The organism is Ruminococcus sp. YRD2003 (assembly GCA_900109435.1).
Taxonomy (GTDB): Bacteria; Bacillota; Clostridia; order Oscillospirales; family Ruminococcaceae; genus Ruminococcus; species Ruminococcus flavefaciens_G.
In genome coordinates, this window is the sequence record FNZT01000003.1 from 315390 (window position 1) to 335716 (window position 20327).

Annotated in this window: 14 protein-coding genes; 9 read left to right on the top strand and 5 right to left on the bottom strand. The window is 50.6% G+C overall.

The genetic code is table 11. The annotated features are described in order from the left end of the window. The first annotated feature begins 177 nt into the window (after nt 1–177). Nucleotides 178–2013: an ATP-dependent zinc metalloprotease FtsH gene (gene ftsH, locus BMX22_RS01460; RefSeq protein WP_074740155.1), complete on the top strand. Its 1836-nt coding sequence runs from the start codon at nt 178–180 to the stop codon at nt 2011–2013. 41 nt (nt 2014–2054) lie between these two features. On the opposite strand, the gene BMX22_RS01465 is transcribed toward ftsH, so the two are convergent. Beyond that, on the bottom strand, nt 2055–2807 hold the full coding sequence (locus BMX22_RS01465; RefSeq protein ID WP_074740156.1) for an exodeoxyribonuclease III: 753 nt from the start codon (nt 2805–2807) through the stop codon (nt 2055–2057). A 124-nt stretch (nt 2808–2931) separates the two neighbouring features. Between BMX22_RS01465 and ymfI the strand changes: the two genes are divergently transcribed. The 5 genes from ymfI to BMX22_RS01490 all read left to right on the top strand — a co-directional run bounded on the left by ymfI (nt 2932) and on the right by BMX22_RS01490 (nt 8275). After that, nucleotides 2932–3639: an elongation factor P 5-aminopentanone reductase gene (gene ymfI, locus BMX22_RS01470; RefSeq protein ID WP_074740157.1), complete on the top strand. Its 708-nt coding sequence runs from the start codon at nt 2932–2934 to the stop codon at nt 3637–3639. A 9-nt stretch (nt 3640–3648) separates the two neighbouring features. After that, nucleotides 3649–4233, top strand: coding sequence for an HD domain-containing protein (locus tag BMX22_RS01475; protein ID WP_074740158.1), 585 nt, complete (start codon nt 3649–3651; stop codon nt 4231–4233). Nucleotides 4234–4449: 216 nt separating this feature from the next. Continuing rightward, on the top strand, nt 4450–6324 hold the full coding sequence (locus BMX22_RS01480; protein ID WP_074740159.1) for an LTA synthase family protein: 1875 nt from the start codon (nt 4450–4452) through the stop codon (nt 6322–6324). Beyond that, nucleotides 6324–6716 carry a thioesterase family protein gene (locus BMX22_RS01485; protein ID WP_074740160.1) on the top strand — a complete coding sequence of 131 codons (393 nt, stop codon included), beginning with the start codon at nt 6324–6326 and terminating at the stop codon, nt 6714–6716. The genes BMX22_RS01480 and BMX22_RS01485 overlap by 1 nt, the downstream gene beginning before the upstream one ends. Nucleotides 6717–6877: 161 nt before the next feature. Then, nucleotides 6878–8275, top strand: a complete 1398-nt coding sequence (locus BMX22_RS01490) for a S1C family serine protease (protein WP_074740161.1) — start codon at nt 6878–6880, stop codon at nt 8273–8275. Nucleotides 8276–8365: 90 nt separating this feature from the next. On the opposite strand, the gene BMX22_RS01495 is transcribed toward BMX22_RS01490, so the two are convergent. From BMX22_RS01495 to BMX22_RS01510, 4 genes are all read right to left on the bottom strand, one after another. Further along, nucleotides 8366–8776, bottom strand: a complete 411-nt coding sequence (locus BMX22_RS01495) for a TM2 domain-containing protein (protein ID WP_074740162.1) — start codon at nt 8774–8776, stop codon at nt 8366–8368. Nucleotides 8777–8796: 20 nt separating this feature from the next. Continuing rightward, on the bottom strand, nt 8797–9243 hold the full coding sequence (locus BMX22_RS01500) for a TM2 domain-containing protein (protein WP_074740163.1): 447 nt from the start codon (nt 9241–9243) through the stop codon (nt 8797–8799). A 103-nt stretch (nt 9244–9346) separates the two neighbouring features. After that, on the bottom strand, nt 9347–9886 hold the full coding sequence (gene rbr / locus BMX22_RS01505) for a rubrerythrin (protein WP_074740164.1): 540 nt from the start codon (nt 9884–9886) through the stop codon (nt 9347–9349). 92 nt (nt 9887–9978) lie between these two features. Then, on the bottom strand, nt 9979–10926 hold the full coding sequence (locus BMX22_RS01510) for an RluA family pseudouridine synthase (RefSeq protein ID WP_074740165.1): 948 nt from the start codon (nt 10924–10926) through the stop codon (nt 9979–9981). 278 nt (nt 10927–11204) lie between these two features. Here BMX22_RS01510 and BMX22_RS01520 point away from each other — a divergent pair, with 278 nt between their 5' ends. From BMX22_RS01520 to BMX22_RS01530, 3 genes are all read left to right on the top strand, one after another. After that, nucleotides 11205–13292 (top strand): GH25 family lysozyme, encoded by a 2088-nt coding sequence (locus BMX22_RS01520; protein WP_081349012.1) that lies wholly within the window; start codon nt 11205–11207, stop codon nt 13290–13292. A gap of 67 nt (nt 13293–13359) precedes the next feature. Further along, nucleotides 13360–16692, top strand: a complete 3333-nt coding sequence (locus BMX22_RS01525) for a PD-(D/E)XK nuclease family protein (RefSeq protein ID WP_074740167.1) — start codon at nt 13360–13362, stop codon at nt 16690–16692. Next, entirely contained in the window at nt 16692–20315 is a 3624-nt protein-coding gene (locus tag BMX22_RS01530; protein WP_074740168.1) for a UvrD-helicase domain-containing protein, read from the top strand. Before BMX22_RS01525 ends, BMX22_RS01530 begins: the two co-directional genes overlap by 1 nt. The last annotated feature ends 12 nt before the right edge of the window (nt 20316–20327 follow it).

The window sequence follows — 20327 nt, forward strand, 5'->3', positions numbered from 1 at the left end:
ATTTTCCTAAAAAAACAAAAACTTGTACAAAAGTTAGGGACTCTCGAACAAGAGAGCCCCTTTTTTTTGCTGTATCCTGATTTTCACCTACCTTTCATATTTATCACATTTTACCTGTTGTTTTTTTTGAAAATGTATGTTATAATTTTGTCATATCATCGAAAAGGAGTTGTTTCAATGAATGATGATAAAAACTATGTAAAAAGAATTATTGCGTGTATCGCTCTTTCTGTCATAGGGCTGCTGATACTGAACGCTTTGATCATGCCTGCGCTCACTAAGGCACCCGCTAAGGAGACTAACTACAGCTTCTTCCTCAATCAGGTGGACGAGGGCAGAGTTACTCAGGTGAAGATCGAAAACGAGGAGGTACGCTTCGTGGTCGTTGACGATGAGGGAAACGAGAAGCGCTACACCACCTATAAAATGAATGATCCCGATCTCGTTTCACGCCTCCATGAGCACGGCGAGATCATCTTCAATGAAAGTCATCAGCAGAACAGCCTGCTGATAAACTTCCTTTTAAGCTGGGTGCTCCCGATAGTCGGCTTCATGCTGCTCTGGAATCTCCTCTTCAAAGGTATGGCTAAGCATATGGGCGGCAACGCTCTCTCTTTCGGAAAAAGCAACGCCAAGATCTACGTAAAGGCTCAGACGGGCAAGTCCTTTGATGACGTTGCGGGGCAGGACGAGGCTAAGGAAGCTCTCGAGGAGATCGTCGATTTCCTGCATAACCCAAACAAGTACGCCGATATCGGTGCCGATCTCCCCAAGGGCGCGCTCCTTGTGGGACCTCCCGGTACGGGTAAGACACTGCTCGCACAGGCTGTCGCGGGTGAGGCCAATGTCCCGTTCTTCTCGATCTCAGGCTCGGAATTCGTTGAGATGTTCGTTGGTATGGGCGCCGCAAAGGTGCGCGACCTGTTCAAGCAAGCTAACGAAAAGGCTCCCTGTATCGTTTTCATCGACGAGATCGATACTATAGGTAAAAAACGCGACGGCAGCCTCGGAGGCAATGACGAGCGCGAACAGACTCTTAATCAGCTCCTCACCGAAATGGACGGATTCGACGGCAAAAAGGGCGTTGTTATCCTCGCGGCTACTAACCGTCCCGAATCACTTGACCCTGCTCTCCTCCGTCCCGGCAGATTCGACAGGCGTATTCCTGCGGAGCTCCCCGACCTTGCAGGGCGTGTCGCTATACTGAAAGTCCACGCGAAAAAGGTCAAGACCGAGGAGAATATCGACTATAACGCTATCGCTCGCGCTACGGCGGGCGCTTCGGGTGCTGAGCTCGCCAATATTATCAATGAGGCTGCGCTCAGAGCTGTGAGAAACGGCAGAAAACTCGTCAATCAGTCCGATCTCGAAGAGAGCGTTGAGGTCGTTATTGCAGGCTATCAGCGCAAAAATGCTGTCATCTCCCAGAAGGAAAAGGAGATCATCGCCTACCACGAGATCGGTCACGCACTCGTTGCCGCTAAGCAGAAGGACGCTGCTCCTGTACATAAGATAACAATCATCCCGCGTACGAGCGGTGCGCTCGGCTATACAATGCAGGTCGACGAGGGTGAGAAGTTCCTTCTGACCAAGGAAGAGGCTCTCGCTCGTATCGCTACTCTCACGGGCGGACGCTCTGCCGAGGAGCTTATCTTCAACAGCTGCACGAGCGGTGCTTCCAATGATATTGAACAGGCGACTAAGCTCGCTCGCGCTATGGTCACTCGCTACGGCATGAGCGACAGCTTCGATATGATCGCTCTCGAAACCGTTACTAACCAGTACCTCGGCGGCGATACGGCGCTTGCCTGCTCGCCCGAGACTGCTGCCCGCATTGACGATGAAGTGAACTCTATTGTCAGGTCTTCACACGAGAAAGCTGTGCAGATCCTGCGCGACAATATCAACAAGCTCCACGAGCTCGCTCATTTCCTGCTCGAAAAGGAAACTATCACGGGCGAGGAATTCATGGAGATACTCAACGGCTCCCCTGCCGATGCAACTGCCGAATAACAAAATGAAGCTCCTGCCGCAGCAAGCAGGAGCTTCACTTATCATAAGTCTATGTCGAGCTCTACGGGGCAGTGGTCGCTGCCGTAGATATCGGTGAGGATTCGCGAATCTGCGACCTTTTCCATCAGGCGCTCGGAAACGACAAAGTAGTCTATCCGCCAGCCCGCATTCTTCTCGCGCGCCTTGAAACGGTACGACCACCATGAGTATACGCCCGCAGTGTCGGGGTAAAGCGTGCGGTATGTATCGGCAAAGCCCGCTGCGAGAAGCTCGGTGAACTTGCCGCGCTCTTCGTCGGAAAATCCTGCGTTGCCTCTGTTGGACTTCGGATTCTTCAGGTCTATCTCGTTGTGCGCGACGTTGAGGTCTCCGCAGTATACGACAGGCTTTTTACTGTCGAGCTCCGACAGGTATGCGCGCATATCATCCTCGAATTCCATTCGGTAGCCGATGCGCTTCAAGCCGTCCTGTGAGTTGGGGACGTAGCAGCAGACAAAGTAGAAGTCTTCGTATTCGCAGGTGATGACCCTGCCTTCGTCGAGGTGGGTGCCGTTCAGTCCGTATGCGACCGAAAGCGGCTCCTGCTTCGTGAATACGGCGGTCCCCGAGTAGCCCTTCTTTACTGCGCTGTGGAAATAGCAGTGGTAGCCCTCGGGTGCGAAGTCCGCCTGGTCGGGCTGCATTTTTGTCTCTTGCAGGCAAAAGATATCGGCGTCCGCATCAGCGAAGAAGTCCGCAAAGCCCTTGGTCAGGCACGCGCGGAAGCCGTTGACGTTCCATGAGATGAATTTCATAGCTTTCCTCCAGTTTATTACTGTTATTATACTAACATATTCTAAAGAAAATAGCAAGAACTGAATAGACTTTTTTAAAAAATTATGTTATAATATTCACAATGATCTGCAAAGGAGCTATTCTATGCTAAAAATTGCACTTGTAACAGGCGGCTCGGGCGGTATCGGTGCGGCGGTCTGCCGCAGACTTGCTGCCGACGGCTGCTTCGTATATGTTGGGTATTCATCGTCGCAGGGAAAAGCAGAGGCGCTTGCTGAGGAAATAGGCGGCAAGGCTTTGAAACTTGATGTCACCTCCCCTGCCGATATTTCCAATGCAGCCGTGCTCTGCGGAAAAGTCGATATACTCGTCAATAATGCGGGGGTGTCAGAGATCGGGCTGTTCGACAGTATCTCCGATGACAGCAGCCGCCGTATCATGGATGTTAATCTCGTCGGAGCTATGAGCTGCGCGCGCACTTTCGTCAAGTCAATGATTGCCCGCAAATCGGGCTGTATCGTTAATATATCCTCGATGTGGGGGCAGGTGGGTGCGTCATGCGAGGTGGACTACTCTGCCTCCAAGGCGGGGCTCATAGGGTTCACAAAAGCACTCGCAAAGGAAGTTGCTCCCTCGGGGATAAGGGTGAACTGCGTTTCGCCAGGTTTCATCATGACTGAGATGAATTCGCACTTCTCCGAGGCTGACCTCGAGCTCATACGCGAGGACATTCCGCTCGGGATCTTCGGCGAGCCGCGGCACGTTGCGGACGCGGTGGCTTTTCTTGTCTCGGAGCAGGCTGAGTACATCACGGGACAGATACTTGCCGTAAACGGCGGAATGGTGATATGAGGTGATCATATGGACGACAGACTGAGAAAACAACTCGATTTTATGATCGAGCTCGACAAGATGAAGAATCTCTACCGTCAAACCTACGTCCTCTGTGAGGATAGAAAAGAAAACGACGCCGAGCACTCGTGGCACCTCGCCATCTTAGCTATGATGCTGAGCGAATATTCAAACGAGCCCGTAGACGTACTGCACGTCATAAAAATGGTGCTCGTTCACGATGTGGTAGAGATCGACGCGGGCGACACTTACTGCTACGACAGCGAGGGGTATAAGTCTAAGGCTGAACGCGAGGAAAAGGCTGCTCAGCGCATTTTCGGGCTCCTGCCCGACGACCAGCAAGCGGAGTTTTACTCTCTGTGGCGCGAGTTCGAGGACTCGGAAACCGCGGACGCACGTTTCGCCGCTTTGCTCGACCGCTTACAGCCGCTGACCCTCAATTACACTAAAGGCGGCATATCGTGGCAGGAACACGGTATCCGCAAGGAGCAGGTCCTCGCCCGCAATACCGAGTATTTCGGCGTTTCCGATAAGATCGCCGAAGCGATAAAAGAAATGATAGATGATGCGGCTGACAAAGGCTGGCTCAAATAACAAATAGGCAGTTTATACAAATTGAGTACAGCGTTTCCATACACTATTACTAAAACGCCGAAAATAATGACAGAATTATGATATTTTGAAAATTCCCTTGAATCTTCATTTCCGATATGATATCATTATCCTGTGAAATACCTATTTTTATGCTGTTTTTCGGCTTAACATACATCATATCGACTCGTTTTTCCTGTTTCAAACGGAGGAAAGTAAATGACTGAAACACTGAAGGCAAACAAATCGACAAAAAAAGACTATTTCAAGTGGGCTAAGAGATATAATGCTCTCCGCGAGGAAAATACCGAGAAGTTTAAATGGCTCAACCTCGCCCTGATGATACTCTTCCCCATCTTTATCACCTGTATGGCTGAGATCAATCAGTGCAAAAAGGTGTCCGTGTTCGCTCGCTTCGTCGCTGACCGACCGTCCGTTATTCTCTTCGACTTCGCCGCCGCCGGCGTTATCTTCATTCTTCTTCTCGCTGCCTTCCGTAAAGGCTGGATAGCCGCTCTTGTCCAGAGCTTTGTTTTTATGGCTCTCAGTATCACCGAGCTGTTTAAGTACAACACCAACGGAAATCACCTCATACTCTCGGATATGAAGCTCGTCAAAAGCGTGAAGAGCCTCAAATCCTTTGCATATATCAAGATAACTCCCGCTCTTATCATATACTGCGCTATCGTTATCGCTCTGCTCGTTGTCATCTTCCACTTCAACCCCGTTCTCCCGCACCATGTGCCGTTCAAGCGCGCTATCGCAGGTATCTGCTGTACGATCCTCTGCACGGGAATGATCATCGTTCCCTCTTTCTATAGCCCCGTTTACAAGCTCTTTAAGCTCGATACCACGGCGGCTACCAACGCTTTCATTCTAAATGAGAAGTTTGAACACAACAGCTTCCTCGCTTTCCTCGTGGAAACTGCCTCCGAAAGCTACTCCAACAGGCTCTCTGCGCCCGATAATTACGGCGAGGAACTCGTCGATAATATTACCGATGATGTAGCTGTCGCTTCTGCCGCAGGTTTCAAGGACGGCGTTCAGCCCAACGTTATCGTCATAATGAGTGAATCGTACGCCGATTTCCGCGTTTTCGACCAGCTCAACGTCGACGATAAATACTACGAGGGATTCGATAAGGCTCGCTCCGAAGGCTACGCGGGAACTGCTATCACTCCTACCTATGCAAGCTATACCGTCCGCTCGGAGTTCGAGCTCCTGTTCGGTCTGCCTGTAAGAGGCATCAATGCTCCGAATATGCCGCAGAGAGTTCTCGCCGACCGCGAACAGCCCGCTCTCGCTCAGTATTACAAGAAATGGGGATACAAGACCGCTTACGTTCACCCCTTCCTCGGTACGTTCTACAGCAGAAACCGTATTTACAGCCGTTTCGGGTTCGATGAAATGATTTTCCACGACGATATCGACAACATTACCGATTTTACAGTGCCTGTCGAGCACTACGGTACTTATGTCGACGACAAGACCGTTTACGACCAGCTCTTTGAGCTCGTGAAGTCCACCAACGAGCCTATCTACATACATACTACTACTATGCAGAACCATCAGCCCTATGACCAGGGTGATGACCCGAACGATGAGTTCGGCAACTACCTCCAGTGGATCCGTCATTCCAATGAGGGGCTGACTGTTTTCCTCGATGAGCTCAAGAAGCTCGATGAGCCTACTCTCGTATTCTTCGTCGGAGACCATTTCCCCTCGATGAGAGGCGAGACAAGTGTGTACAATCAGCTCGACCTCAACGGCTCGAATTGCAGTGTGCTCTATGAGCAGGAATATTTCATCTGGGATAATTACGGCGCCGACTACAGCTGTGTTCCCGAAGAGCCTGTGTCTTTCTTCTATATGCCTTATGTTCTCATAAACATTATCGGAGCTCCCCATGACGAATTCATCGAGAAAATGAACAGCTTTATGGAAAATGTTCCCGTTTACTCGCTCGACTACAATGACGGCACTCCAGACAACGTTGACCTCGATGTGCTCACGTATGACCGAGTTATCGGCGATGTTTTCTCGCCTTGTCCGATACCGAGCGAGGCGTTTGAGTCTAAAAAAGGAGCGGAATAATGAAGGATATTAAAACAGGAGCAAAAGGCTCCGCGACCGTTAAAGCCGAGAAAGGCAGGCTCGCCTCGGACATGGGAAGCGGCTGCCTCAACGTCTTTGCTACTCCCGCTATGATCGCTTTGATGGAAAATGCAGCCTGCAATGCGCTCGCTGACTTCCTTGAAGGTGACGAGACTACCGTGGGCACGGCTCTCGACGTTCAGCACCTTTCCGCTACTCCCGAGGGTATGGATGTCACCGCCGAGTCTGTCCTCACCGACGTAAACGGTCGCGAGTTCACCTTCGACGTTACCGCATCCGATGAGACAGGACTTATCGGTAAAGGTACTCATAAGCGCTTTCTCGTGTACAGTGGTAAATTCCTCGAAAAAACACAGTCTAAACTGAAATAAGCTCAGACCCGCGGTAATATCTACTGCGGGTCTTTTATATACATTGTTTTTTCTGTATGTTATCATATTATTATCACATATACCCTTATAATTAATTATAGTGTATAATTGTATGCAGAGACGGAAAGTCTATATATATATTTTTTTGTGAGGTAAATATCATGTCAGATCTTTACAGCGAACAGAACAACATTGGAATACAGAACTCCGATAACAGCGGCTACAGCTATTACAGCACCGCTCCTTCCGAACCCGAGAATGCTCCCAAGAAGAAAAAATCTAACCATACAGGTCTGAAAATACTCGCGTTCTTGCTGTCGCTCGTTGTGGTAGGTGCGGGCTCGATACAGGTATACAAATTCTGGGACGACAGCAAGATCCAGATGTCCGAAGAAGAGGAGAAGATAGTTGTCCCCTCTCCCGCAAAGGAGATCGCCGAAGCTGTCAAGGGCGGGACCCTTCCTTCGTCTCCTCCGCCGCAGAATCTCCCGAGCCTGTTTGACATTGCGTCCCGCACAGACGCAAAACAGCTTCCCGATATCGTTGACGAGATAATGCCTTCCGTCGTCGGTGTTTCCTCTACATTCGAGATAAATGAACCCTATACGTCGTGGGGCTGGGGCGGATTCCAGTCCGAAACAAGGAAACGTCAGGCTACGGGCACGGGTACCGGTATCGTTATGACTGACGACGGCTACATCGTGACTAATGCTCACTGCGTTTACGATGAAGAGTATAACGCCGGCGAGGCTGTTGATGTGTATGTGCTTTTCAGCGACCAGTCTAAGCATGACGCTAAGATAATCGCCTATGACACCGAGACCGATATCGCTGTGCTCAAGGTCGACGCTTCGGGTCTTACTCCCGCTACGTTCGGCAACAGCGACGAGCTGCGCGTTGGTGAGCTCGTTATCGCGGTCGGCAATCCTCTCGGCTTCGACCTCTTCGGCTCTGTAACAAGCGGTATCATTTCCGCTCTTAACCGCCAGATTTCCATAAACGAAAAGAATATGACACTCATCCAGACTGATGCTGCAATAAATGAGGGTAATTCGGGCGGTCCTCTCCTCAACAGCTGCGGTCAGGTCATTGGTATCAACTCCGCGAAGATGTCGTCAAGCTATGGCTCCGCAAGCGTTGAAGGTCTCGGTTTTGCTATCCCCATTAACGAGGCTAAGACTATCGTCGACGACCTCATCTACAACGGCTATGTTACAGGAAGACCTCAGATAGGCATTAGCGGTGTTGATATCACCGAGTCTTATTCTACCTACCTCGGATTGCCTATGGGCGTTTACGTAACTGCCGTTTCCGAAGGAAGCGCCGCAGAAGAAGCAGGTATAAAGCACGGTGACGTCATAATCGGTATCGAAGACGAAGTTGTCAATTCTATGGACGAGCTCAACAAAATCAAGAATACGTTCAAGGCGGGCGATACTATCAAGCTCAAGATAAGCCGCGACGGCAATGATATTGATATCCGCCTCACCCTTCAGGACGCTAATGCTGATAAGGCAGGCAAAAAGAGCAGTACCGAAACTACCGAGGCTGCCGATTAATAAGCATATCTCTATTCTCCTAACTGTATGAAAAGACCGCATGAACGGGAAATCCCCTTTCAGGCGGTCTTTTCTTGCTGTTCGTTATTGTCAGTCGGAGAGCGGTACTCCGTCAGCATCGGTGTCTATGCTTCCGCAAAGCAGCATTATGCCTTCGACAAGTCCCCATATAGCGCTTACTTCACTAAGCATGAAGCAGCTGAGTAAAGTAATGAGAAGCTGTGCCATTCCCTTGCCCGTGTAGCCGAGATAGAAGTTATGTACGCCAAACGCGCCAAGGAATATCCCAAGCAGTCCTGCTGCTACTTTTGATTTAGCCCCTGGAGGTGCTACTGTCTTTGTTACCGTGGAAAATCCACAGGACATACAAACTGCTGCTCCAGGCTGTACCTGACTGCCGCAATTCTGGCAGAAGTTCATTCCTCTTCCGACAGGTGTTCCGCAGTGTGTACATACTGCCGCGCCCTGTTCAACGGCGCTTCCGCAATGTTTACAATACATATTTTTCCCTCCGTCTGTTTTTAATCCGCCAGCGGTACTCCGTTAGCGTCTGTTTTTATACTGCCTGTGAGTATCATGATGCCCTCTACAAGTCCCCATATAGGTGTTATAAATGCAAGAGGGATCAAAAAACCACAGCTTACTGCTGAAAGTATTATTGCTCCGATAGCGATGGAAAGCTGTGCTACAGCCTTGCCCGTATATCCCAGATAAAAGTTATGTACTCCGTATCCTCCAAGGAAGATGCCGAGAAGTCCTGCTGCCATTTTTGACTTAGCTCCCGGGACCGGAGGTGCTTTTACGGCTCCGTTAGCTGCAAAGCCGCAGGACATACATACTGCCGCGCCCTGCTGGAGCTGGCTTCCGCAATTGCCGCAAAAGTTAGTGCCCTGTCCTACGGGGACACCGCAGTTTGTGCATATAGCTGCGCCCTCTTCAACGGCGCTTCCGCAGTTTTTACAATACATAATTATTCCTCCTTTACGTCCGCCGCTCCGCTTCGGAGCGGAGCTGTCGGAACTTCTCTGATTATACCATATATGCCGAAAAATGTCAATATTTGACGTTTTATCAGTAATTCTCCTCGCGGAGCTCGAAATATGCCTGCGGATGTGCGCATACGGGACAGACATCGGGCGCCTTTGTGCCTACTACGATGTGTCCGCAGTTGCGGCATTCCCATACCTTGACCTCGCTCTTCTCGAATACCTGCTGAATTTCGATGTTCTTGAGCAGTGCGCGGTAACGCTCCTCATGCTGCTTCTCTATCTCGCCTACCTGACGGAACTTGGCGGCAAGCTCGGGGAAGCCTTCCTCCTCGGCGGTCTTGGCAAAGCCTTCGTACATATCCGTCCATTCGTAGTTCTCGCCGTCGGCGGCGGCAGCAAGATTCTCGGCTGTGGTCCCGATGCCCTCGAGCTCCTTGAACCAGAGCTTTGCGTGCTCCTTCTCGTTGTCCGCGGTCTTTGTGAAAATTGCGGATATCTGCTCAAAGCCTTCCTTCTTTGCTTTTGATGCAAAGAACGTATACTTGTTCCTCGCCTCGGATTCGCCAGAAAATGCCGCAAGAAGATTCTTTTCCGTCTGTGTGCCTGCGTAGCGGTTTGCCATATTATTTCACTCCGTTTCATTTATTCGGTAAATACCGTCAATTATATTATATATCTTTAAATGCTGAAAAGTCAATACATTTAATGCCAATTTCAGCGGAATCTCTGCTCAAAATCAGGCGGCGGCGCTGTGATGCGCTTGCTGTTCAGATAGGCAAGCGATGAAGACTCGGGCAGTGAAAATTCAAGTGCGTATGCACAAAGCTGCTGGCGGAAAACTCCGTAGCGCTTATTCGCCCGTATATCGCCGTATTTACCGTCTCCGAGAAGCGGTGCTCCCAGATGTGCCAGATGTGCGCGTATCTGATGTGTCCGACCCGTGTACAGCGTGACCTCGAGAAGATATAGTCCGTTCTTTTCTGCAACAGTACGCCAGCCCGTGCGTATCTCGCGGAAGCCCTCTGCGGGAACGTCGCTTATGCGGACGATGTTCCTGTCGTCATCCTTGCGGTGATAGGCAGTCGCTATGGACTCTCTCTCGGGCGGAGCAGAAACCGTAACGCAGCGGTATATCTTGTGAAGGGCTCCGCTCTGTATCGCGGAGTTTATCTCGCGCAGTGCTGCTGCATTTTTGGCGGCGGTGATAAGTCCCGCGGTGTTGCGGTCAAGACGGCTGCACAGTGCGGGCGCAAATGTGCGCTCCTCCTCGGGGATGAATTCCCCTTTCTTCCACAGGTACTTCTTCACGCGGTCTATAAGCGTGTCCGCGGAAGAGGTGCTGTTGGAGTGGGAGTCGACTCCTATGGGCTTGAATACGACAAGGATGTTGTCGTCCTCGTATACTATCCGCAGCTCGTCTGATGCCTGTTTAAAGGTCATATCCTGAGTCTTTACTGCCGAGACTTCGTCCTTCACGTATACTCGGACTGTGTCGCCCTCGCTAAGTATCGCCGATATCTCGCAGCGCTTGCCGTTGAGCTTTATGTCCTTCCTGCGGAAAAGTCGGTACATCATGCTCTTAGGGAGCTCGGGCATCGCTTTGGACAGGAATTTGTCTATCCTCTGTCCGCTGTCATTGGTGTTTATCGTGAATTCTTTCATTTTTTTCACCTTTTCATTATTATCCATGCGAAAAATGAAGTTAATATGTGTCTAATAGATATGATAGACAACAAATCATTTGCTGACGGTATTATGCACAAAAAAACGCTGCTTGTTTAGGGTTATTTTTACAATATTTCGTAAATGTGCTGTTAAATTGATGCCAAAGGGTTGAAATAGTGTCGTTAAAATGATATAATGATTTCATCGGTCAAAGAATTAGCTAAGTTTTAGCCGCTTGACCGTGAATCTTTTAAGGCAAAGGAGGCTTACGTGTCATGAATTCGGCAAAAAAAATACTGTCAGCAGTTCTTTCATGTGCGGTAGCCTTGAGTTCAGCCGCAACTGCTCTGCCTGTATCGAGCACGGCTGCTATTACCGAAGATACCTCTCTTTTATATGATAACACATCGGACGCGGAAAGTAAAGAGGCTTCTTTTACGGAAGTTCCTTTCAACGTCTTCGATATTTATAATGCGTACCACGGTATCACAACAACAACAACAACAACTACTACTACTACTACAACTACTACCACTACAACTGCTGCGACTACAACTGCTACGACCGCTCCCGCTGTTACTACTACGGCGGCTACTACTGCGGCTACGTTCATTCCTACTACTACTTCTATGGTGCCGCCCCCGAAGTATACTGTTACCGCTGCGGAAACTACAACTGCCGCTCCGATAACTACTTCTTCCGCAGCTGCTTCTGTTACGACGACGACGGCTGCTCCGACTACCTCGGCGGCTACTGCTGCAACTTCTGTTACAACGGCGGCTCCGACAACTTCGGCGGCTACTGTGGTCTCCACTAATGCCGTTATGCTTTCTGCTCCCGCTCCCTCGACCGACGTTGTTTCAACTGCTCAGACGACAGCTCAGTCTACAGAAACAACTGAGGAGACGACCACTGTTTCCACCCGCTATGGCTACCTCGGCGATGACTACACCATTGGCGTCGATGTCTCAGAGCATCAGGGGTATATCGACTGGGATAAGGTCGCTGAGAGCGATGAGATCGACTTCGCTATTATCCGTGCGGGTTACGGTAAGATGTCTTATCAGAAGGATCTGCGCTTCGATGACAATATGAAGGGTATCAGCAAGACCGACCTCGATTACGGCATCTACTGGTTCAGCTACGCTCAGTCTGTTGAGGACGCTATCGCCGAGGCTGAGACCTGCTATGAGATCATTAAGGATTACGACGGCTATACCTACCCGATCTATTTCGATATCGAGCTCGCTTCTCAGCGTGACTGGCTTACTACTGCTCAGGTCTCTGCTATGGCTGAAGCTTTCTGCTCCTATTTGCAGGAAAGAGGCTACTATGCGGGTATTTACAGCTACTCAAGCTTCCTCCAGACTAAATTCTACAAGAGCACGCTCGAAAAATATGACGTCTGGGTCGCTGAAACAGGCGATAAGATAACATGGTACACAGGCGACTACACTATGTGGCAGTACTCGTGGACAGGGAATGTTTCAGGTATAAGCACTGTTGTTGATATGAACTACTGCTACCTCAACTACCCTCTCGTTATTTCACCCGAGACCTATGCCGAGAGTACTGCTACGACTCAGGCTGCACTCTCGGTATCCGAATCGACTACGGTGACTGCTGCTCCCGTAAGCACTGAGAACTCGTCGGCTCCCGCTTCTGCTGCGGCAACTACTGCGGCTCCCATAACAACCGCAACAACAACTACTACTACTCCCGCTCCTGACCCTTACGCTTATGAAGCTGTCGGTATCAGCGTTTCGGAAGATAACGGATATATCGACTGGAATAAGGTCAAGGAAGCAGGCTACAGTTTTGGTGTTATCCGTGCAGGCAGCGGCGGCGATGCTCCAAATGCCGACCAGCTCTTTTATGTGAATATGGAGAATGCCAAGGCTGCGGGAGTTTACTGCGGTGTTTACTGGCAGGCTAAGTCTGCTACGGAAGAAGGCATCGCCAAGGAGGCAGAAGCTTTCTACAGTATCATAAAGGACTATGCTTACGAGTATCCGATCTATCTCGACCTCACTGACCCTGCTGTCGCCGACGCGGGGCTCACAAAAGAACAATATTCAAGCCTTATCACAACGTTCTGCTCTTACTTTGAGGATTTGAGATATTACATAGGCGTTCGTGCAGATGAGAAATTCCTCTGCGATTCGCTCGACAGCTCTGTTTTCCAAGCTTATGATGTTTACCTCATCAATTCGGGTGACAAGCCTGTTTTTGACTCCAAGTACGGCATCTGGCAATACGGATCAGATTCGGTCAGCGGTATTCTCGGTTCGACCGATGTTGCTTACTGCTACAGAGTTTATCCCTCGGTAATGAGCTTCTACGGGCTCAACGGATTCTGCTGATACTTTATTTGCACACTCTGAAGGCTGCCCCTTCGGAGTGTGCTTATTTTTGCATGGAGATACTATTATGATAGAATTTATCATCGGTGCTTCGGGCACAGGAAAAACTACCGAAATGTTCGGGCGTATCCGCTCTGCCGCTATTGATGGCAGGGAGCAGCTCATTCTCGTCCCCGAGCAGTATTCTCACGAATTCGATAAGAATTTGTACAGCTTCCTCGGAGCTAAAATGTTCAATCAGCTCCTTTCACTAACTTTCAGCAGTCTCGCGCGTCAGCTCTTTCAGCTTTACGGTGAATCCGACCGCAAAGGTGAGTATGCTGATGACATGGCTCGTATGATCCTCGTTTATCAGGCTATTGAGGCTGCTTCAAATAAGCCCGAAATGCTGCGATATTTCCGCCGTGCTGCTTCTCAGGCGGGCTTTGCTGAGGAAATGATGAAGCTTATAGCCGATATGAGACGTGCTGGCATTACTCCCGATATGCTCACCGAGCACGCTGAGCTCCTCGACAGCAGACTGCGCGACAAGACCGCGGATACTGCGTCCGTTTACTCGGAGTATGCAAGGCTCATGGAACAGTATGGCTTCAAGGACAGCTATGAGAATATCCGCTTCGCTGCCCGCACTGCTAATCTTCACCAATACTTCAGGAACAAGACCGTTTATCTCGATGAGTTTGAGAGCTTTACAGGCGACCAGCTGGAAATGCTTGAGGTGATATTCTCGGCTGCCGATAATGTGGTCGTGACCCTTCGCACCGATAATGTCGCAGCTGGTGAGTTTACTCTGTTCGAGACTGTCAACTCTACCTTCCGCAGGCTATCTTCAATGTGCCGCGAGCTTAACCTCAAATATAAAATCACCGAATGTACGGACAGCTACAGGTTTTCCTGCCCTGAGCTGCGCTATCTCAGCGAGAACGTCATGCGCAATCGCGCGCCGCGTCCGAATGAGGCTCCTGCTGCGCATAATATCCGCATTTTTGAAGCTCGCGATATGTACAGCGAAATAGAGTTCATCTGCGCTGAAATAAAAAGGCTCGTCGCTGCTGAGGATGGGCTCAGATACCGCGATATCGCTGTGATCTCCAATAATATCACCGACTATTCCGACCTGCTGCGCGCTGCCTTCAATCGCTATGAAATCCCGTATTTCCTCAGCATCGAACGCTCGGTCAGCCATACGGCTGTCATGGTCTTCTTCATCTCGCTGCTCGACCTCCTGACTTCTCGTAAAATCAGAAGCGAACAGGTCTTCCGCCTTCTGAAATGCGGGATACTTGACGTCGGGCTGACCGATGTCTCGCTGCTCGAAAACTACTGCTACCGCTGGTCGATAGACGGCGATATCTGGCTTTCGGAGTTCACTGCCGAGGACAGAGACCTTGAAAAGCTCGAGGCTCTGAGAAAGCAGATAATCGCTCCTGTCATAAAACTGAAAAAACAACTCTCAAAAATACAGCCTGCTTCCGAAATATGTGCTAAACTATACGGCTACCTCTGCGAATGTCGGGCTGAACAGAACCTCGCTGCCCTCATGGGCAGGCTCATCAGGAATGACCGAGACTATGAAGCCGCAGAGCTTAAACGCCTTTGGAAGTGCCTGATGGATATACTCGACAGCATCGTCGCTACGCTCGGTGACGAAGAGGTGCGTTTCAGCCGTCTCGCGGATATGATGCGTTCGCTCATTGCTCGTATCACCTACTCTGTACCGCCGCAGACGCTCGACGCTGTTATTGCAGCCTCTTCGCGCACGGCTCGTCTGAATTCTCCCAAGGTCATCTTCGCGGCAGGCTCGACAGAGGGCGACTTCCCGAATCAGGTCACGCTCGGCGGGCTCTTCTCGGACAGCGAAAGGCAAAAGCTCTCGGATAAGGGCATCGACCTCGCGCGTCCCCTCTCCGACCTCATCGCATCGGAACGGCTCATCGTCTACAAATCCCTGTCTTCAGCCTCGGATAAGCTCTATCTCACCTATCCCCTCTCCGACCTTGCGGGACAGGCTAAATATCCGTCACAGGTGATCGACCAGATACGCAAGATGTTCCCGAATGAGCTGCTGCTCACTGAGGGGGAGCTGTCCCCCGAACACTACGCGGTGACTTATCACGCCGCCTACTACCACTATATGCAGAACAGAGCCGATAATTCGCCTGTTATCGCCTCTATCGGCAAGGTATTGCTTGCTGACCCAATATATCAGAGCCGTATCCTGTCCGTTCTCAATCGCTCGGGCAGCCGCACAGAACATACTGTCAGCTCCGATATCATACGCAGGCTCAAATGCTTTGACCCACTCCGCATCTCGCCTACTTCCCTCGAAAATTTCAATAACTGCCGCTTCATGCATTTTTGCAGCGACTTCCTTCGTCTGCAAATGCCCGAAAAAATGGAGCTCGATGTTCGTATCGCGGGAGAGCTCACTCACAGCTGCTTTTATTCGCTGCTCGGGAAACGTAAAAAATCCGAGTTCGTTCAGCTTGGCTACGAGCAGCTCTCCGCTGAAATAAAGGCTGAGGCAGAACGCTATAAATCCGAAAAGCTCGCAGGCGATTTTGCGAAAACACCCCGTTTCGAGCTCCTCTTCAACAAGCTCGAGGAGCGGCTGACCGAGGTTTTCGTTCACACGCAGCAGTCTCTTATGGCAAGCGATTTCGAGCCCGTCAGATTCGAGTATGACCTGCGCGGAAATAACGCGCTCTCCCGCCCTTTCGGTGATGGGTACGTGCTCCGCTTCGGCGGTATTGCCGACCGCATCGACACCTGCAATGTCGGCGGAAAAAACTATCTGCGCGTCATCGACTACAAAAGCTCCGAGAAAACTATCGACGCCCTCTCCCTCGCAAGCGGGCTCAATCTCCAAATGCTCCTCTATATGTTCGCCGCGACCGAAAATGGCGCAGAATTCGAGGGATATGCTCCCGCAGGCGTGCTCTACACGCCCGTACAGATTGGCGAGCTTGACGCCGACGAATCCAAGGACTTCTCCTTCAATCAAAGCGGCGTTGACTCGAAGCTCCGCACACGCGGTCTGCTTATCGACGATGTTTCTGTTGCCAATGCTATGGAACATGATGTCGGCGGACGGTTCATTCCCGCTAAGCTCACCGCAAAGGGAGCTTTCGATTCGCGCTCGTCTGTTATACCCGAGGATAATATCAGCCGACTGCGCGATAATGTTTACAGCTCCCTGACCTCCGCCGCAGAGGCTATGCTCGGCGGACATATCGAGGCTGTTCCGCTCAAAATCGGCAAGAAAGTGCCGTGTACCTATTGCGATTTCATTGATATCTGCGGAAATCATGACGGCTCTGTCAGCAGACAGCCGTCGGAGGAGGCTCTTGCCGATGCTGCCGATATACTCGGGAAATCAATGAAAGGAGGTAAGCATTAATGGCTTGGACTAAACAACAACAGAATGCCATTGACGCACGTGATTCGTCTGTCATAGTTTCTGCCGCCGCGGGAAGCGGCAAGACTGCTGTCCTGACGGAAAGGCTCGTTCAGCTCCTTTCTGACCCGATGTCGGGAGTGCGTGCGGACAGGATAATCGTTGTCACTTTTACTAACGACGCTGCCGCTGAGCTCAAAAAACGGCTTGACTCAAAGCTGCGTGCGCTGATAAACGAGCGTCCCTCAGACCGTTATCTGCTCAAACAGCAGACGCTGCTGCAAAGCGCTAAGATATCAACGATAAACTCGTTCTGCTTCGACCTCCTGCGCGAGAATATCACGGAACAGGGTATTACCTCGGGCTTTACCGTACTCGAAGAGACCGACAATGAGGTCATCCGCTCGCAGGCTATGGAAGAGCTGCTTGACTGGTACAGTTCCAACGACTATGATACAATTTCATTCCTCTACGATAAATTCTGCCTTAAAGACCACTCTCCGCTGATGCGTATCATAAGCGAGACGGACAGGTTCCTTTCGTCTGTCGCTATGAGCGATATATGGCTCGATTCCGCTGTTTCCGAGTATAAGAAGCCGTTCGCCGATACGGTCTATTTCAGGAGATTGTTCGACGGCATAGTCAGGACTGCAAATACTGCTGCCGCTCTTGCTGAGGAAAACTGCTCCGCTCTCAGGGATATTTTCCCCGAGCGCGGCAATTCGGCTGTTGAGCAGTCGTTTATCGTCGCCGAGCTCGATATGCAGCGTGCTGAAAAGCTCCGTACTCTCGCTGTTTCGCAAAAATATCCGTCCGATGACGAGCTCGCTTTTATCACGGGCTTTGACAAGCTCCCGACGATCAGAGCTAATGTCCCGCATAATGCGGCTCTACGTGAGCTCTACAAGGCTCGGCGCGAACGTATCAAGGAGATGGTCAAGGAGGCTGTTGAGCGGCTGTACTCGGCTGAGAGCGATTTTGCCGAATCGGGTGTTGTGACCGAAAAGCTCGCCGAGGTCGTGCGAAAGTACCGCGAGTTCATATGGGAACGTAAATGTTCACGAAATGCTATCAGCTTCGACGACGGGGAACGTCTTGCGCTCGAGCTCCTCGCCGATATCGACGAAAACGGAAGGATCGTGCAGTCCGAAACCGCTAAGCGTACTGCCGAGCAGTTCGATATCATCATGATCGACGAGTATCAGGACTCCAACAATAAGGAGGATCTGATATTCAAGCTCCTGACTAAAAATTTCAAATACTCCGACAGCGGTAAGCCGATGTACGGCGATAATGCTTTCCTCGTCGGCGATGTGAAGCAGTCGATATACCGCTTCCGCCTCGCCAATCCTAAGAATTTCATCGAGACTATGAAGTGCTCCGAGCCGTATGAAAGCGATTCCAAGAACCGCTTTATCCTGCTGAATAAGAACTTCCGCAGCTCGCCCGAGGTCATTGACTTTGTCAATTTTGTGTTCGGGGAGATCATGTCACCCGATTGCGGCGATATCGACTACAACGACGACGAAAAGCTGTATTTCGGCGCGGAGGGCTACGGTGCCCCCAACACGGACAGGCTTACTGCTATCAACTTTATCAATACCGACCCGATAGATAGCGAGGAGGTCGAGGAAGTCCCCGACAGCCCCGAGGCCGAAGCTACTGCCGCTCAGATAGCAAAAATGCTCGCCGACAGGACGACCGTGACCGAAGCCGACGGCAATGCACGCCCTTGTACTGCCAAGGACTTCTGCATTCTCGTTCGTAACAATAAGTTTACCAAGGCATATGTTACTGCTCTCGAAAAGCGCGGTATTTCGGCAAAAGGCAGTGATGAAAAGGGTTATCTCAAATCGCAGGAGATAGCGATACTCACCGACTTGCTCCGAATAATCGCCAATCCCCTGCTCGATGTGCCTATGGCGGCTGTTATGGTCTCGCCGATGTTTATGTTCAGTATAAGTGACCTCGCGTACATCAAGTCTTTCGACAATAAATCAGCGCTCTATCCGCTGATAAGGTCGGCTGCGGACGGGATGCTCGGCGATCTCGACCCGTCTCTTGCTGCGCGCTGCCGCGAATTCCTTGCGACTGTAGACAGGTTCCGCCTCGATTCCGTGACAATGACTATCGGTGAGCTTATCGCTTCGATTTACGATGCCACGGACTTCATACCCGTAATGCAGCTCCGCACCGACGGTGAGAAAAAACGTGCAAATCTCCGCGCTCTCATCAGATACGCGCAGAACTACGAGACTTCTGCCGCTGCTGAGGGAAGCGGCGGTCTTACAGGTTTTATACGTCACATTGACCGTATCCTCGAGAACGGCGACTATGAGCAGGGCAAGGTCTCGGCGGCATCGGGCGATTACGTCACCGTTCAAACGCTGCATAAGTCTAAGGGGCTCGAATATCCCTTCGTCTTCATAGCTGAGACTTCAGTGCTCTTTAAATTTGATTCAAAGTCTGTTATGTGCAGCGACGACGGCAGGATCGGCTTCACTCTTTATGATAAAAAGCTCATGAGAAGGTACAAGACATTTCAGCAGAAAATGCTCAGGAGCGAAAGCGAGAACGACTCACGAAGCGAAGAGATGCGTCTGCTGTACGTCGGTATGACACGTGCAAGGCAGCAGCTCTTCATTAATCTGTCATGCGGTGAAAAATCACTGAAACGTGTTCGCTCGCTCGCTGACAGCTGCGTCATAGGCGGCAGCGATATCTCTTCACTCGTTCGTGAGGCTTGCTGCAATGCCGACTGGCTATGGCTTTGCCTTATGATGCACGGGGACTTCCCGCTTATCGCCGAGAAAACAGGGCTCGCTGACAGTTCATTCGGTTTCCCTGCGCACGATACGAGCAAGACGCTCTTCACTTGCAATCTTTGCAGCGTGGAAGAGCTCGCTCTCCCCGAGATAAGGGCGGAAGAACCTGCTGCTCCCGATACTCGAACTGTTCAGCGCATTACCGATATGATAAATTCAAAGTACGACGACTCACTGACGAATGTTACTGCCAAACTCAGTGTTACTCAGATAACCCGAAAGCTCCGTGATGATGAGGAATTCGACCTACGTCTCGCCCGCCCACGTTTTATCACGGGCATAAACAAGCTCACAGGCGCGGAACGTGGTACAGCTATTCATACGTTCTTTCAATACTGCGACTTCGGCTTCGCCGCCTCTGACCCTCAGTCAGAGATAAAGCGGCTCGCGGAACTCGGCTTCCTCGACCGCTCACAGGCGGATTGCATCGACCCTAAAAAAATTGCCGCGTTCTTTGAAAGTGAGCTTTTCCGCAAGATATCAGCAGCTAAATGCTGTCAGCGTGAACGGAAGTTCATGGTCTCGGCGGCACAGCTGGAGCTTGATGAGCCTGTTTTTCAGCGTTTGGCTCACTCAGACGGTATGATCAAAGGTATCATTGACCTCGTCTATGAAACCGACAAGGGTCTCGTTATCGTCGACTATAAGTCCGACCGAGGTGTCTCGGCTGCTGAGCTGCGTGAACGCTATACAAAACAATTGCAGATATACAAGGCGGCAATGGAGCTCACTACAGATAAAAAGGTCGTTGGGCTCTCGCTCTACTCCATTGAACTCGAACAGGAAATTATTATTGAATAAAAAAACTGCCAT